This window comes from Pseudomonas boreofloridensis (assembly GCF_030580795.1).
Taxonomy (GTDB): domain Bacteria; phylum Pseudomonadota; class Gammaproteobacteria; order Pseudomonadales; family Pseudomonadaceae; genus Aquipseudomonas; species Aquipseudomonas boreofloridensis.
In genome coordinates, this window is sequence record NZ_JAUQOQ010000001.1 from 350,220 (window position 1) to 364,689 (window position 14,470).

Annotated in this window: 15 protein-coding genes and 1 pseudogene; 8 read left to right on the forward strand and 8 right to left on the reverse strand. The window is 59.4% G+C overall.

From position 1 onward, the window contains the following. The 8 genes and pseudogenes from Q6A47_RS01510 to Q6A47_RS01545 form a co-directional block, all read right to left on the reverse strand. Positions 1-1,608, reverse strand: a complete 1,608-nt coding sequence (locus Q6A47_RS01510; RefSeq protein ID WP_304482717.1) for a phage portal protein — start codon at positions 1,606-1,608, stop codon at positions 1-3. A gap of 2 nt (positions 1,609-1,610) precedes the next feature. Then, the gene (locus tag Q6A47_RS01515; protein ID WP_304482718.1) at positions 1,611-1,826 is read right to left on the reverse strand and encodes a hypothetical protein; all 216 of its coding nucleotides are present in this window, start codon (positions 1,824-1,826) and stop codon (positions 1,611-1,613) included. An 11-nt stretch (positions 1,827-1,837) separates the two neighbouring features. Continuing rightward, positions 1,838-3,730, reverse strand: a complete 1,893-nt coding sequence (locus tag Q6A47_RS01520; protein WP_304482719.1) for a phage terminase large subunit family protein — start codon at positions 3,728-3,730, stop codon at positions 1,838-1,840. Positions 3,731-3,773: 43 nt separating this feature from the next. Next, positions 3,774-4,295, reverse strand: a complete 522-nt coding sequence (locus Q6A47_RS01525; RefSeq protein WP_304482720.1) for a terminase small subunit — start codon at positions 4,293-4,295, stop codon at positions 3,774-3,776. A 127-nt stretch (positions 4,296-4,422) separates the two neighbouring features. After that, entirely contained in the window at positions 4,423-4,770 is a 348-nt protein-coding gene (locus tag Q6A47_RS01530; protein ID WP_116888600.1) for a phage holin family protein, read from the reverse strand. A gap of 1,008 nt (positions 4,771-5,778) precedes the next feature. Next, positions 5,779-8,550, reverse strand: a pseudogene (locus Q6A47_RS01535) (bifunctional DNA primase/polymerase). Continuing rightward, positions 8,547-8,750, reverse strand: coding sequence for a TraR/DksA family transcriptional regulator (locus Q6A47_RS01540; RefSeq protein WP_304482721.1), 204 nt, complete (start codon positions 8,748-8,750; stop codon positions 8,547-8,549). The pseudogene Q6A47_RS01535 and the gene Q6A47_RS01540 overlap by 4 nt, the downstream one beginning before the upstream one ends. After that, positions 8,743-9,231, reverse strand: coding sequence for a phage regulatory CII family protein (locus tag Q6A47_RS01545; RefSeq protein ID WP_116888603.1), 489 nt, complete (start codon positions 9,229-9,231; stop codon positions 8,743-8,745). The genes Q6A47_RS01540 and Q6A47_RS01545 overlap by 8 nt, the downstream gene beginning before the upstream one ends. A 509-nt stretch (positions 9,232-9,740) precedes the next feature. Between Q6A47_RS01545 and Q6A47_RS01550 the strand changes: the two genes are divergently transcribed. The 8 genes from Q6A47_RS01550 to Q6A47_RS01585 all read left to right on the forward strand — a co-directional run bounded on the left by Q6A47_RS01550 (position 9,741) and on the right by Q6A47_RS01585 (position 14,309). Beyond that, the gene (locus Q6A47_RS01550; RefSeq protein WP_304482722.1) at positions 9,741-10,400 is read left to right on the forward strand and encodes a LexA family protein; all 660 of its coding nucleotides are present in this window, start codon (positions 9,741-9,743) and stop codon (positions 10,398-10,400) included. Positions 10,401-10,654: 254 nt separating this feature from the next. Beyond that, on the forward strand, positions 10,655-11,164 hold the full coding sequence (locus Q6A47_RS01555; RefSeq protein ID WP_304482723.1) for a hypothetical protein: 510 nt from the start codon (positions 10,655-10,657) through the stop codon (positions 11,162-11,164). Further along, positions 11,161-11,400 (forward strand): pyocin activator PrtN family protein, encoded by a 240-nt coding sequence (locus tag Q6A47_RS01560; protein ID WP_304482724.1) that lies wholly within the window; start codon positions 11,161-11,163, stop codon positions 11,398-11,400. The genes Q6A47_RS01555 and Q6A47_RS01560 overlap by 4 nt, the downstream gene beginning before the upstream one ends. Before the next feature lie 81 nt (positions 11,401-11,481). Continuing rightward, positions 11,482-11,991, forward strand: coding sequence for a hypothetical protein (locus tag Q6A47_RS01565; RefSeq protein WP_304482725.1), 510 nt, complete (start codon positions 11,482-11,484; stop codon positions 11,989-11,991). Further along, positions 11,988-13,040, forward strand: a complete 1,053-nt coding sequence (locus tag Q6A47_RS01570) for a phosphoadenosine phosphosulfate reductase domain-containing protein (protein WP_304482726.1) — start codon at positions 11,988-11,990, stop codon at positions 13,038-13,040. Before Q6A47_RS01565 ends, Q6A47_RS01570 begins: the two co-directional genes overlap by 4 nt. Continuing rightward, on the forward strand, positions 13,037-13,534 hold the full coding sequence (locus Q6A47_RS01575; RefSeq protein ID WP_304482727.1) for a DUF4406 domain-containing protein: 498 nt from the start codon (positions 13,037-13,039) through the stop codon (positions 13,532-13,534). The genes Q6A47_RS01570 and Q6A47_RS01575 overlap by 4 nt, the downstream gene beginning before the upstream one ends. Then, entirely contained in the window at positions 13,531-14,037 is a 507-nt protein-coding gene (locus Q6A47_RS01580; RefSeq protein ID WP_304482728.1) for a hypothetical protein, read from the forward strand. Before Q6A47_RS01575 ends, Q6A47_RS01580 begins: the two co-directional genes overlap by 4 nt. Beyond that, complete coding sequence (locus tag Q6A47_RS01585) at positions 14,034-14,309, forward strand: pyocin activator PrtN family protein (RefSeq protein ID WP_304482729.1); 276 nt, start codon at positions 14,034-14,036, stop codon at positions 14,307-14,309. Before Q6A47_RS01580 ends, Q6A47_RS01585 begins: the two co-directional genes overlap by 4 nt. The last annotated feature ends 161 nt before the right edge of the window (positions 14,310-14,470 follow it).

Genomic DNA, 14,470 nt, shown 5'->3' on the forward strand with positions numbered 1-14,470 from the left:
CTATTCCTCTTCGGGTTTGGGATCGGGCGGGTTCTCCAGGCCACCTTTGGGCAATGCCTGAATGTTGTGCTCCCGCCGATACGTGACTTCGCGTGTGCGCTGACGAATCACCTGCTGCCAGGGCTCGCCGGTCATGGCGGCCGTCTCGAGCGTTTCGTTACTCACGCCGATCTCGATGCGCTTGCCAGCGGCATTGGCTTCCTTGAGCTCATCGATTGCCCCTCGCGCAGGGCCGATCCAAAGTGCCTGGCAGTAGGCTTTGCGTCTGCCGGGATCGGCGTATCCAGGGAGGTCGATAAGGCCCCTGGCAACGGCTTCGTCGATGATCAGTTCGCGGCTCGGCTGGCAAAAATCACACGCCAGCCACCAGCGCCGCAGGCTGTAAAAGCGCCAGGCCTGAAGCATGGCAGCGCGGGCCGCGCTGTAGCTGCTGCTGTAGTGCAACAGCAGCTCTTCGAGCGGTAGCTCAAGAGCAGCACCGATCTCCTTTACGACCGCTGTGAAGAATGGATCGAACTGGGCATTGGGCCGGCCAGGATTGGCCACCATGGGTTCTTCGCCAGGCCCAAGGTCCACGATTGCCCCCTCCCCCAGCGCGATAGCACCGTCGGAGGTGTCGTCTCCGCCTTGCTGCTCCTCGGAGAGCGCTGACATGGGCAGGTTGGAGGTGTTGAAGTTGTCACCCTTTTTGATGAACACGGTGAACATCGCTGAGATCACCGCAGCCATCAGCTCTGCGCTGCTGTAGCGCTCCAGCTTCTGCAGCGGCTCCAGCACCGGCGACAGGTAGGGCGCACCGCGCTTCTGCCCAGGCCGCTCTTTATCCGCCATCACATGCAGCACACGGCGACGGCCAGTTTCAGCGCCAAACACCGGCAGGCGCTCCCATTGCAAGGTCTTGCCCATCAAGTGCTCACCGGGGTATCCAGTGCACACGTGGTAGGCGATGGGCGCACCCAATCCATCGAACTCGACGCCCTCTACTTGATCAACCCGATCCATTCCGTTGTTGGGGTTGCCAACGCGGTCTGACTCAATCAGTTGCAGCCGGGTACTGAACAGACAGCCGGGCCGCTCTTGGTCAGGACTGGCGACGAACACATCGCCCGCCACCATGGACGACACCAAGACAAGCGCTTGAAGCTGGTAGTGGTTGAGCGTCGCTTCCGCATCGCACTCACGTGGATCATCGGCATACAGCGACCAGAGACGGTCGAGCTGGCTGTTTAACTGCTCGGCCTGCTCTTCCGTGATGCTGAGCGCCTCATGATCCACTTGAGCCCTACAGACCAGGCCGGTGCCCACCACATTGGTACGCAGTCGGGTGATCGCTGCGCGGGCCACCAGGTGATTGCGCATTGCATCGCGCGACCGCGCCAGCAGCATCCGCCGCTCACCCTGATTGAAGTCCCGGCGAGGGCTGCCAAGCCCAGGCAGCCAACTGGCAACGCTGCGCAATACGCGCGAAGCGCCGCGCCAGCGGGTTTCGACGCCACCGCCACCTCCCTGAGCCGATATCGGTTGATGGTCAACCGACGCTCGGGCGACCCGGATGGCCTCGGCCATCAACTGCTCGGCAGCCGACTCCCGTTTCTTGAAGGGCCACATGGTTACAGCCCCACGTAGGAAATGCGGTTGCGGCCTCGGCCCTGCAGTGCTGCCTTCTCTTGCGCGACCTCCTGGGCGTATTGCTTTTCCAGAAGACGCAGGCTGTTCAGCTCAGCCAGCTGGACCTCACGATCTTGCCGACGCATGCGCTGGCCATTCTTGAGGACGCGCGAGATCGCCGCCCGGACCTCGTCAAGGCGTTGTTGTGCATCAGTCATGATGACCTCGGTTATTGGACGCGGCTCCGCGTACCCCGACCGCGCGTGACTGCTCGGCGAGGAACCGGCGCCACCGCCTGTTCAGTAGTGAAGAGGGTGGGCTGCAGCAGTTGCTGCTCCAGCTGATCCCATTCGTGGTCGCGCAGCAGGTGCGTCTTGAGGCTGCGAGCGGCATGCAAGGCGTATACCTCGCAGTCCAGCGCTTCGTTGCGGCGGCCGGCCTTCTTCTGCCAGACCATCTTGCTGGGGGTGCGTGGATGTGGGGCCAGCACTTCGTTGGTGACCTGCTCGTAGTAGTCAGCGCGAATCTCGCTGTACCAGTGCATGCGTCCAGGGCCTGCGCCTTTGAGCTTCATTCGGCCATCGATCAAGGTCTTGGCCTTGTGAGTTCCGACGATGAAAACCCGAAGACCATACTTCGCGGCCTTGGTGTTGTCTTGGCTGGTATCGGCAGACTGCGCCGGCTTGGTGAAGATCTCCCGATCTCGGCTGTCGATCGACGCGCCTTTGATGGCCATGATGTTGAAGCGCTGACGATCTCGCACATAGGTGTACACCGCATCGCTGGTGTTGCCGTCCGAACTGTCAATGCTGACCGCCGATACCGCGATCTGTGCGCCGCTCTCCGTGGGAATGGCCGTGGCGATCATCTTGTCCAGTTCGGTCCAGACCGGATCGTGAGGATCGATCGGGTTTCCGGGGAGCTCACCCCAGTAGAGACGCCACGATTCCTCGCCCCTCCCCCAGCCGATGAAAATCACGGCAAGTCGATCACCCTGCACGTCAACACCGACCGTCACCAGCAGCACTCCTTTCGGCGCCGTCAGTTCAGCGTATGGCTCGGCTCGCTTTTCGAGTTCGTCGGTCTTGGGCGCATCGCTCTTGTACTCGTAGCTTTCGCCCATGGAGCTGTTGGTAAAGGCAATCATCGGCCCGATGTTGCCTTGGCGCGCAGCGTGTTCAGCCTGCAGTTTTTTCTCCATCAACACTTCAAAACGGGAGCCATGGAACGTGGCATACAACTCATTGAGGATGTACCCGGCGATCCCACGGAACTCGGCGGTAGCCTCCCAGCGACAGCGAGGGTCGGCGAGGTTGGCGTTCTTTTGTCGATCATCCCAAATCTCGCCGCAGTGTGGGCAGGCATAGTGCGCCGTTTCAGGACGCCGCTTGCCATACACCTCGTGGAAGTAGTGCTGATCCTCGTCGCAGTGAAGATGGTCAAAGCTCAGCGCATGCGACTGGCCGCAGCCGTGGCAAGGAACCAAGCCGACTCGCTTATCGGACAGTTCGAGCTCTGCGTCGATGGCCGACAGCCCTTTGATCGTAGGCGTGCCGCCGATGATGATCTTGGAGCGCCTGAAGGTCTTCAATCGCTCCTTGGCCAGCTTGATACTGTCCCCCTGCCCCCGCAGGTTGAGGTTGCAGTCGTCCGGCTCTTCAATAGCCACGCGAGGAACGGGCGTGGACTTCACACTGGCCGGGCTGTTGGAGCCGACCATTTTCAAGAACCCGCCAGGAAAGCGCTTGAAGTCTTGGCGCTGTTGCAGCTTGCGGCTTCGCAGATCGACCTTTTTACGTAGCCGCTTGGTGGCCCCGATCATCGGCTCCAGCTTCTCAGCCACGTACTGCTTGGCAGCCTCGGCCTTGGGAAACAAGATCAGAATCGGTGAGGGATCCAGATCAATCCATTTGCCGATGGCGTTGCCCAGCACCCCCGACGTCCATGCCACCTGCGCCGACTTCCGCCCAACAATCTCATGGATGTTCGGATCGTCCAAAGCCTCCAGCGGGCCACCTGGCCACACCAGGTGAGGCGTTACATCGAATCGATACTTGCCCGCCCGGTCTGCCTCCTCTGTCGAAAGGTAGCGATACTTGTCGGCCCACTCGATGATGGTCATGCGTGGCGGCGGCGCCCATTTGCGGCACGCCCGGCGAACACCCTTACTCGCTGTTTTCGTCAGAGCCCTCCTCATCGTCCGGCTCGTCAAGATCCCACTCGGGATCGTCGTCCTCACCATAGGCGGACAACCTCCTCAGTATTGCTTCAATGGGCTCGCGGATCAGTTGGTCATCGACTTCGATGCCGTACTGCGCGGATAGGGTGGCGGCCAATTCATCGGGCAGGATGTTCAGCAATTCGATTTTGGCGGTTGTGATGACGCCCTCGAATCGCTGCACCATGTCTGCTTCCAACACTACTTGCCCCAGCTTCTTTGCCAACTCGACTTCGAGGTCGTCCCCGCGCAATCGGTCGTACCTATCTCGGGCAGACTCTTTCTTGCCGTTGAGCGCGGCCTGCTGCATGAGCCACTCGACCACCGCCTGGGTGTCGTACTGGTTTTCGTTGCCACGACCCACACCGAACTCGATTACCGGCATTCCTGCGTTTTGCCACCGGCTCAAAGTGCGCTCGTCTCGCCCGACGATCTCGCTCAGTTCAAGCTTGCTGACTGTCTTGCCCATCGCTAAGTCCTTGAAAAGACGGACATCCCTGCAGAAATTACAGCTGCAGGGAAATCGCGAGTCTGCGCACCCGTGTAGGGGGCGGGCCGGGGGGAGGACCCAAAATGGGGTCCCGGCACCGGCCAGGTCACTGGGCTGCCCCGCCGCTGCCGGGCGGCGCCGCCTCGACGCCCAGCCGCTTCGCCGCCCAGCGCTCGTACAGGCCGATGGCGACGTCAGCCCCTGCCGTTGCCGTGAGGCAGCCAAACGCCGCCGCAGCCCAAATCGAAGCGCCCATCGAGTACAACAGCATGATGGTCGCCATCCCGCACACAACGCATGCGCCAGAGCGCAACGCGATGCGCCGCACCAACCCCCAGCCGCGTGCACCCGCCCGGTCTGCCCGCCACATCTCGCCCGACACCCCACCGACCAGGGACAGCACGATCACCATCCAGATCGGCATCTCGACTAACGCCTGTTGTTCGTTTGTCATTCGGGGCTCCTTGACCAAAGCAGTTCGCCTGTCTTGACCCTCAGTTGAATATCCATCACGCCTCCAGACGCCGGAAATAGAAAACCCCGCCAGTTGGCAGGGTTCTCGGGGTGCAGTTCGGTAATTGGGAAGCGCCTAAGCGCAGCTGTCATATCGTGAGGACTTTTTACCGGTCAACTGCAAAACCGAAAAGAGGCAATTTTCGGTTAGCCAACTCGGCGCTACTTCGGCGCAGGTTCGGAACACGCTCGGCGCATTCCAATCCGACGAACGGTATTAGCTCGATTAGGCCCCACACGGCTCACCAAGATTCTGGCCACCTGCAGATGCAAAGCGGAGACCCAGTTCCAGTAGGTTCGCTGAGCATGTTCTTCAAGTCCCACCTCCCTCATCTGCTCGCGAATCGTCGCCTCATGAACGTAGCGAAACAGGGCGAGCCTAGCTAACACGCGACCCCGAGCATCACGCCGATCAAGCTCGGCCACTGCCGCGTCGATCTCAGCGGCCGCATGATCCATCCCTGCTCCTGCAATCAGGATCCGAGAACCCGATGCGCCCGTGCGAGGGGCAAGCCCCTTCCATTCCATGATGCTACCCATCTGGCTGCCCAAGCCGGATGGCCCCCGGCGCCGCTGCTCAGCCCAGTGCCGCATCAGAGAGTCAATGTCCTTCATCATTGCCAGCGCCCTCCGATGGCAACCCTACACATTTTCAACCAACCCAACACAGACCCTACACAGCGGGATGTGAACAAAATCAATGCCTTAAAGGCGTGTGTGTAAGGTGTGTAAGGTTGGTAAGGTTTTTTCGTCCTCGCGTAAGGAAAAAAGGAAGCCGCAGCAATGCGAATGGTGAGAAAGTTTTTCTGACGCGCACGCGCGTGCGCGCGAACCTTACACACCTTACACAGGTGTCCCGCAGCCCTTGAGATACGCGGCTTAGCGCTGTGTAAGGTTGAGCTGCCGACCCGACACACACCCAACACACCCGACACACTTGTTGGTGTAGTCATGCAGCAGCCCCCTTGACGTGGTCCCAGCCGTCAACGTTCCATCCCGCAAGTTTTGCCTTGCTCCGCCAGGCTAGAACATGGGCTCCCAGCTCGGCACTCTTCATGGATGGTGGCAGGAAGGCTTGATCATCCTTTGGGAAGAACCAGGCGCTGAACCGCCTTGTGTTTCTCTCCGTCCAGGGGATAGCCCGCGTTTTCTCCACACCGACCGTCTCGATGAACAAACTGAATTTCGTCTGGCTCATCGAGTGTTCCTTGAACCGTTGGCACCACTCCAGAAACAACGAATACAGGTCGGACGAAAGGCACGCACCCCACAGCCCATTGCCGAGCTGAGCGGTACGCCAGAGATGCACGAAAGTCTGCCAACTCGCCCTACTCAATGCAACGAGGCGCTCGCGCGCGGGCGTACTGGGCGGTTTGGTCTGCGGGTCGAAGTCACCCAGTTCCTGGGCGAGCAACCATCCATACAGCGCCTCGACACCGCCGCTTAGCAGCTCCTGTTTGATCGCCAACTGTCTCTCAGGCGGCAGCTTGTGTTCGGGCCACATCACCAAGAATCGCCGGTCAGCCTCCCCGATCGGCCACGGCATGATCTCGTTCGACAAGAACACCGCGTTCATATGGCTGGACTCTTCCCAGCCGTTGACGAACTTACTTTCGATCCGAATCGTCTGGCCTGTGATCAACTGCTTGATCTTGCCGACTTGGTTGTAACGCTGATCGCGGCTGACCACTTCCTCGAACACGGCCCACAGCTTGCCACTTTGCCAGGCGTTGAAGTTCCCCTCTAACTGCGTCTGGCCAACTGTCGCCGAATAGATGCCATAGAGCTGCCCCATCACGACCGAGAACAGCAGGCTCTTACCCGAGCCCTCCATCGTCGAGTGCATCAATACCGCAGTGTCCATCTTGGCCCCGGAATGCTGGAGCGGGTACGCAAGCCAGCAGGTAAGCCAGCGCGCTGATACCTCATCTTCATTGCACAAGAAATTGATCAGCCATCTCAGGTTCGCGCAGGCGGCGTCATTCCGAACCGGCTCCAGCGGCAACCCCTAAAAAGTGTTGATGTAAACCTGAGGGTCATGCTTCATGCAGGGGTCAAAGACGATGTGATTCATGTCCACGACGCGCCGATCAGGGTTGTTCAACCACAGACTGTAGGCATCGCCCAAGGCCATCTTCACCGCGCCCTCGGCAACACGTCGTTTCTTGGCGTAGTCCCACACGTCCTTGGTCCCATCGATGTAGACATACCGCGTCATCATCGGCATGGAGAAGTCACCCAACGCCTTGCCAGCCAGCGCCTGAGTGCGTTCGTTGTCCTTCACCCACTCTTCGCTGACGCGCTTTTTGCGCGATGGATCCGTGACCGCCTCCCACTCTTTGAACGCGTCTTTACCAATGTGGGCAATGAAGCCGGCCTTCTTGACCTTCTTTGCCGCGTCAATGTCCCAAACCTGCGTGGTGCCTTCGATCAGCGCATAGCGACGTAGCAGCGCCTTCAAGTTGAACGCGCCCCCGCCCCCCTCGCCATCGGAGGAGCTGGCCGGGCTGGATTCGGCGGGATCAAGGTCGGCGTCAGGCGCAACTTCTGTCTCCGCCGCTCGGGGCGGTTCTTGATCGGCCTGCTCGTTGACCGATGGGGCGCGGGGAAGCTCGCCCACTGGAGGCGGCGCGGGTGCGCGAGACTTGGCATCGATGCCGAGGATCTCGGCAGCAGCTTTGATTGCGGCCCGCTGATCTCCACCATGGACCAGGATGCAGAACACGTCGAACGCGTCGTTCTTGTGACCATTGGCCAAGGGATCGGAACTGTGATGGGAATAGAGCTTGCCTTCACTGATCGACACGCCCGCCATACCGCTGCTGCTTTGCGGGCACAGCCACTTGTCACCACGACGCTCGTAGCCATGGGCCTCAATCAGCGAGGCGATGTCATGCGCCTGATTGAACAGTGGAATCACGTCTGGTAGATCACGTCCGCTGCGAGGCTGCCCAGGTCGCGGTTTGGCTGCAGCAGGCCGTGGCGCTGGCTTCGGTTTTGGCTGCCATGGACAGATGCTCTCGGCCTTGGGTTTGAAGTTCTCCCAGTCCTGCCAGATCGCCAACAGTTTGGCAGGGAGCTCGGGCAGGCCTTGCGGGTCGGGCGGGGTGCGCCAGGTGTAGGGGCGACCGGTGCCAGGATGTATCGATGGCGGCAACACGTCTTGGACAAGGCCGGCGCGCAGCTCGAACACTGGGATTTTCTTGAAGGGCTCTGCGGCGACCTTCAGTGCATTTACTCGGTCTATGTCCTTGGCGTCCCGCGCCGCTTTGACCTGGGTCATCAGCGCTTTATGGATCGAGCCATCCGGGTCCGCCTGGCTAGGCCACGTCAACGGGTGCCAGGACAGATCGACGCCTTCCGGCATCTTGAACATGATGCGAAAGCGCGCAGGATTGCCCACGGACGTCGGATAGGCGTCGGCGAGCGAGTCGAGGTCCATGCCCAACAGCTCCTGCAGGATCTGCCGCGTGCACTGCACATCATCTACGTCCAACGAGCAGACACAGCTAGGCCCGAGCACAACACCCAGGTTGTGGCTCGGGTGCGTGCTCCAGAAGGTTGCCGCGTCATCCGCTGCAGTGAAGTAGCCACCTGGCTGATTCCACCCGCTACCCTTCGGCCCCTTTTCACCTGGGTCGATTGGGACCAGGGCCAGACCGAAGGTATCGATGTAACGCCGCGCCCAATCAGCTGTTGTAGGAGTTGGGCGCTCGCTCATCGGCGGCGCTCCCGCAGTTCCTGACAACTCACGCAGGTCTGGCAGCCAATCACCAGTTGCTGACGCCCTGAGGGGATGGGCTCGCCGCAATCCTCGCAGTGCTCGGCGCTGGGTTGTACGGGAAGTCGGGCAAGGCGCTGCAGCGACAACTGCAGGAAGTACTCGACGTGGTCATTGGCGAAATCGACGGCGTCAGCCATGGGACTGATCCTCCATGGCCTGACGAGCACCCGCCGTAATGGCCAGCACCTGTCGAATGACGTCCAGACCACGCGCTTCCAAGGTCAGGACTTCATGTGGTTCCCAAACGTTATCCGCCGCCCCTTCGTGCATGGTGCGCACGAACTGTGCAGATTCCTCTAGCAAGTGGGCCACCGCCTTGAGCTGCTGATTGGTGGCAGGCACCGGTTCCGGGCGATACCAGACCACCCCCGCTGCCCTGCCCAACGCATCGAGCACGCGCTTGTCGCAGGTCCACTGCAACACCTCTTCCAGCTCGTCAGGGTTGAGCCAACGCCGCTCTTCGTCGTGCTTGAGCTTCTTCTGCAGGGCATCCAGATCCATCCCCATGTCGAATGCCAGGGAAGTGATGCCACCTTTGTACTCGCGGCCAGCGCGCCAAAGCGCGTGGCGTAATGAAAGAGCCGGACCAGTGTCCGGCAAATTGTCGATGCGGCTCATAACCGTTAATCCTCGTTCAACGGTGTAGCCACGAGATAAGGTAAGACCTATCCTAGGACCACGACCGTCGTGCTGTGGGTTAGTCGTCGCGCTGAGCTGTGCGACCACTGCATGCGGTAACAGTCAGCCGGTTGAACTTGTGAGAGAGAGCACCGGTTGACGAGAGTGATGGTGATAGCCGTCATAGCTGAGCTGGGAGGTGAGAGCCCTAGCTCAGCGTTCTTCCAATTCACCTCCATCTGAAACCTGCTCCTTACAGAACAGCTCAATAGCTTTGCCTAGCTCATAGCGAACCGAGGCCCCCTGTGTAGCCCTGTAGATCGTCGGTTGCGTCGTTCCAACGCGTTCCGCTATTGCTCGCTGAGAAAAACCCAAATCAACCAGTTCTCGAAGCATTTCTTGGACAGTCATTGCACGCACCAATGCGTTAACGAATTGGCCGGAGGATACCCAATCGAATTGGTCGGCGCAATACAATTCCAATACGTTAACGAATCAGAGTCCCGATCGTGATAGGAAAACGCCTTGCGCAACGCATGCTGGAATTGAGCTGGTCAGAAGGCGAATTAGGTAGGAAATCTGGCGTCCCTCAGCCAACCATTCACCGGATCCTGACGGGAGTTTCCGCAAGCCCGCGACAAGCGAACGTTGAAAAGCTGGCCAAGGCATTGGGCGTGACGACCGAATGGCTTTGGAAAGGCGGTGACACACCGTCGGTCCCAACCGGGCCGAACTCTAACGTCGAGCTTGGGCCGAGAGTTAGGGGCTTTGTACCTCTGATTTCGTGGGTACAAGCTGGCGCTTGGTGCGAGATGCAGGACGATATCGAGCTATCGAGCGTTGAGGGCTGGCTGCCCTGCGCTGTTTCTCATAGCAGCTCGACCTTCGCGCTAAGAGTGCGTGGCCTATCAATGTTCAACCCCCACGAGAGACGCTCATTCAGGGACGGGGACATCATTTTCGTGGACCCCGCGAGAGAGTACGAGAACGGCTCGCTAGTCATCGCCAAGCTTCCAGGCAGCAAAGAAGCTACTTTCAAGCAACTAGTCATCGAAGGTCAGAGACAGTTTCTCAAGCCTCTAAACCCGGCATGGCCAGACCCTATTATTGAGTTGCCAGATGATGCAATGATCTGTGGCGTCGTCGTGTCCAAGGTCGAAATCTTCTGAAAATCCATACAATCAATACGAATACGCATTGACCACATCAATTCGTTTGAGTATTGTCTGAGCCGCACCCTCTCTCTCACATGAGGCTCAGACGTGAAATCCGTACAAGATAATCTGACCTGCAAGATCTACTTGCATCCCATGACCTGCTGCCGCCCTTCGTCGCTGGCAGCATTCCAACTCCGCACCGGTCTTCAGATCGTCGCAACCCCGAAAGGAAACGCGCAGGCGATCCCTCAGTTAGGGGGTGTCGCATGAGTGAGTTCACCGTTCCGCTACGCCGCGTCATGTTGCTCCAGCACACGCTTGAGGCTGGTGGTAAAGCCGTTTGCCAGGTGCTCCGACCGGAGCGAATCTTCGACGCCCAATTGGAAATCGAGAACGACCTGCGCAGCCATCACATCAAAGCGAGCTTTGGCCCTCTCACCGCCTCGCTCACGCTGCTCAGGGGCGACGCCTCGAAATATCACGCGCTGAGAGACTTCTTGCAGGATCTGGCCAACGGCCGCACCGAGTCAGGCCGACAGTCAGCAGAAGCCATTGCAATGCGCGAAGCGTTGGAGGCGGTTAACTCGGTCATCGGCTACACCCGCGAGGCCTACATCAGCCCAACGAACGATCCTGAACGGCCGTTCCGAGTGATCGTACTGGACCAGCTTGGTGACATCTGCGCCCTGACCAAAGGGTACAGCCAGGACGAGTTGGTCGAGACAGTGCGTAGCCAGATCCGACGCGTCGACGAGAGGCTAGAGGGTCTGGCATGACGAGCACGCTGGAGCAATTGCGAGCCCAGTGGACAACCCCCTGCCCAACGCTGACAGCCGTGCGCGAGCAGTATTTCTCGCACCTCAAGACAGATCGCAGATTCAGGGAGCTGATCCACAAGGGTGAGATCAAGCTGAAGCTCAAGAAGCTTCACAGATCTACGAGAGCGCAGTACGTCATCTACCTGCATGACCTCGCTGAATACCTCGATCAACAGCACATACAACCTGCATAACTCGGCGGCCCCGGCCACCGGGGGCATCCGCCCGCCATCAGCTCTCACATCACTGATGGCGGACAAATTGGAGCGAACTCCATGCAACTACATCATTATGTACTCGCCATCTCTATCGGCTGGATGGTGACACTGATCATTCTCCCCTTCCTGATCGCCAAGACACGCCGCCTCGCTTACAACCGAGGCTTTGAAGCCGGCAAAGCCTTCCACGACCAGACCCTGGCCCTTCAACTGCAAGAAGCGAAACAAGCCTGTGATGACCTGCGCACTGAGCTGCAGCGGACTCGGCAAGCCTGCGAGCAGCAGCTCGCCGCACGTCGAGCCAACATCACGGCGCTCAAGACAAGTATCAGCGAGCTGGAAGCTCGGATCATGTCCTACACCGGGCTGGCGGTGACCAGGGCGGATTACGAGCTGCTGATTGGTACATCCGAAACGTTGCGCCTCGCCGAGCGCACACTCGATGTACTGAAAGCCCAGCGACAGGCTACCGCTGCCGCTGCGCGTGCAGAGGGCATTGATAGCCTGGCCAAGCGTGTTCACACCCAGCTTAGGGACACGCCAGCCAGCGCAGGAGTCGCGGCATGATCATCCTGCCCTCTCATCCCGCAACGGGCTACGCCGTAAATCTGCTTCACAATAAGCAGTTCAATGTGGTCAGCGTTTCAGGCGGCAAAGACAGCACCGCAACGCTGTTGCTTGCGCTTGCGCTGGAGGTGCCAAACCTTCGCGCCGTCTTTGCCGACACAGGCAATGAGCATGAGTTGACCCTGGAGTATCTCGATTACCTGAGCGACGCCACAGGCGTTCAGGTCGAGCGGCGCCGGGCGGACTTCTCCCACCAGATCGCTCGCAAAAGACAGTTCATTGCGACTAAATGGCGCGAGCAGCGAGTGCCGGAAACGATTATTGAGTCGGCCCTGCAGGTGCTGCAGCCTACCGGTGTTCCCTTCTTGGACCTGTGTCTTTGGAAGGGGCGATTCCCGAGCCGGAAGGCTCAATTTTGCACCGAAGAGTTGAAACGCAACGTTCTTGTCGAACAGGTCATGCTCCCGCTACTTGACGGAAACAACATGGTGCTGTCTTGGCAAGGTGTGCGCCGCGATGAGTCCGAGGCACGTCGCTACTTACCTCAGGTCGACGAGGTCGGAGGCGGGCTATTCAACTTCCGTCCGATCATCGACTGGCCAGTGCAGGCCGTGTTCGAGGCCCACCGCTTCGCAGGCGTGAAAGCTAACCCGCTGTACAGTCTCGGCATGGGCAGGGTTGGCTGCATGCCTTGCATCAACTGCCGCAAGGGTGAGCTACGAGAAATCGCAGCCCGCTTCCCCGAGCACATCGACAAGATTGCTCACTGGGAGGACTTGGTACGCCAAGCCAGCAAGCGAGGTGGTGCCACATTTTTCGCGGGCGCCAACGCCAAGCATCAGAAAGGCTCGATTGCCGACATGAGCCCAGCAGAGATCGTCGCGCTCGCGAACATACGCCAAGCCGTGGAGTGGTCACGTACCACACGCGGGGGCATTCAGTACGACCTGATCGCCAGCGACGGTGAGACAGATGCATCGGCCTGCTCAAGCGCATACGGACTTTGCGATGGGTCATGGATTGATACAGACACATCGGAGGCGGCATGAAACGAGTGTACATCTCCGGCCCCATGACCGGACTACCCGACTTCAATTACCCAGCTTTCAAAGCAGCGGCCGAGCTGCTGCGCGCCAAGGGGATTGAGGTCGAGAATCCAGCCGAAAACCCGACACCGGACTGCGGATCGTGGGCAGGCTACATGCGCTTTGCCTTGGTGCAGATCTGCCGCTGTGACGCCGTTTTGATGCTACCTGGCTGGGAAGAATCAAAGGGCGCACGACTGGAGCTTCATGTCGCCCACCAGCTCGGCCTGCAGGTGCTGTATCACCCCAGCTCTCTGACGCGTGCGAGCAACACAACCTCAGTCACATACCTACCGGAGGTAAGAACGCTCAAGGGAATACAGCCACTGCTACGACCAGCGATGTCGGCGATCTGCGACGTGTGCGGCAAGTCTCGTACTCGCCCGGGTGGCCACGATAAATGCTCCAAGATCCGCCAGGCAGCGGGCTTCATCATCAAGCAGGAGACCAAGGGATGAGCGTGGACATTCTGAAACTGAAAGCGCTCGCCACCGCAGCGAAACGTGATCAGTACGACAACGTGGCACTCAACGACTACGGCATGGCGATGGCGCCTGCGGTGACGCTGGAACTGATCGCCGAGATCGAGCGCCACCGCCAAGTAAACGCAGAGGGCTGTAAGCCCGACCTCATAATCGTCTTGTCTGAAGTGGAGAACCGATGCCGTGCGATTGCTCTTGAGGTGCTATCCGAACGTCTCCGCCAGATCACAGTTGAGGGACACACAGCGGAAGCTGACGACCTTTATACGACTGGCCAACTTGCCGACGCTGCCAGCGCGCTCGCCGCATGGGCGCACATATGTAATATCCCACTCGTTGAATGCACGGTCGTTCCAGCGCTATGGCCCTGGGGTCAAGAGACGTGGAAGCCTGGAGCCCAGCGAGGGATGCTCATCAAAGCAGGAGCGTTGATCTTGGCCGAACTGGAGCGCCTAGATCGCTTGGAGGTATGCGAATGAAAACGGCATTCATGCTGATGGCGCAGTACAACGGGCTCGCCATCATTCCAATTGATCAAGTGTGCACCGATTACTTCACCCACCTGACCCCTGACATGTTTCAGCGGAAGGTTCTTGCTGGACAGATCAAACTTCCTATCACCAGGCTCGAAACAAGCCAGAAGAGCGCACGAGGCATTCATATCGCCGATCTGGCGCAATACCTAGATCAGCAGCGGGAGGCGGCCCATAAGGAGTGTGCACAATTGAATAAGACGCTTCGGGCCGGATAGTGGGAAATTGCCTCTCGCCTGGCTAGGTATCGGCGGTCGTCGAGGATCTCGACGACCAACCCGGACCGACCGACGCCTAAGGCATATGGTGACCCAAAGTGGACGCTCGCGAAGGACGGCTATGAGGCCATGTGGTCACACAATTCTGGTGAGCATTGGCA

Bases quoted from the DNA above. Each gene is read 5' to 3' on its own strand.
- Q6A47_RS01515 (WP_304482718.1), bottom strand. From the start codon at position 1,826: ATGACTGATGCACAACAACGCCTTGACGAGGTCCGGGCGGCGATCTCG.
- Q6A47_RS01530 (WP_116888600.1), bottom strand. From the start codon at position 4,770: ATGACAAACGAACAACAGGCGTTAGTCGAGATGCCGATCTGGATGGTG.
- Q6A47_RS01510 (WP_304482717.1), bottom strand. From the start codon at position 1,608: ATGTGGCCCTTCAAGAAACGGGAGTCGGCTGCCGAGCAGTTGATGGCC.
- Q6A47_RS01520 (WP_304482719.1), bottom strand. From the start codon at position 3,730: ATGACCATCATCGAGTGGGCCGACAAGTATCGCTACCTTTCGACAGAG.
- Q6A47_RS01565 (WP_304482725.1), top strand. From the start codon at position 11,482: ATGCAACTACATCATTATGTACTCGCCATCTCTATCGGCTGGATGGTG.
- Q6A47_RS01570 (WP_304482726.1), top strand. From the start codon at position 11,988: ATGATCATCCTGCCCTCTCATCCCGCAACGGGCTACGCCGTAAATCTG.
- Q6A47_RS01545 (WP_116888603.1), bottom strand. From the start codon at position 9,231: ATGAGCCGCATCGACAATTTGCCGGACACTGGTCCGGCTCTTTCATTA.
- Q6A47_RS01540 (WP_304482721.1), bottom strand. From the start codon at position 8,750: ATGGCTGACGCCGTCGATTTCGCCAATGACCACGTCGAGTACTTCCTG.
- Q6A47_RS01555 (WP_304482723.1), top strand. From the start codon at position 10,655: ATGAGTGAGTTCACCGTTCCGCTACGCCGCGTCATGTTGCTCCAGCAC.
- Q6A47_RS01585 (WP_304482729.1), top strand. From the start codon at position 14,034: ATGAAAACGGCATTCATGCTGATGGCGCAGTACAACGGGCTCGCCATC.
- Q6A47_RS01580 (WP_304482728.1), top strand. From the start codon at position 13,531: ATGAGCGTGGACATTCTGAAACTGAAAGCGCTCGCCACCGCAGCGAAA.
- Q6A47_RS01575 (WP_304482727.1), top strand. From the start codon at position 13,037: ATGAAACGAGTGTACATCTCCGGCCCCATGACCGGACTACCCGACTTC.
- Q6A47_RS01525 (WP_304482720.1), bottom strand. From the start codon at position 4,295: ATGGGCAAGACAGTCAGCAAGCTTGAACTGAGCGAGATCGTCGGGCGA.
- Q6A47_RS01560 (WP_304482724.1), top strand. From the start codon at position 11,161: ATGACGAGCACGCTGGAGCAATTGCGAGCCCAGTGGACAACCCCCTGC.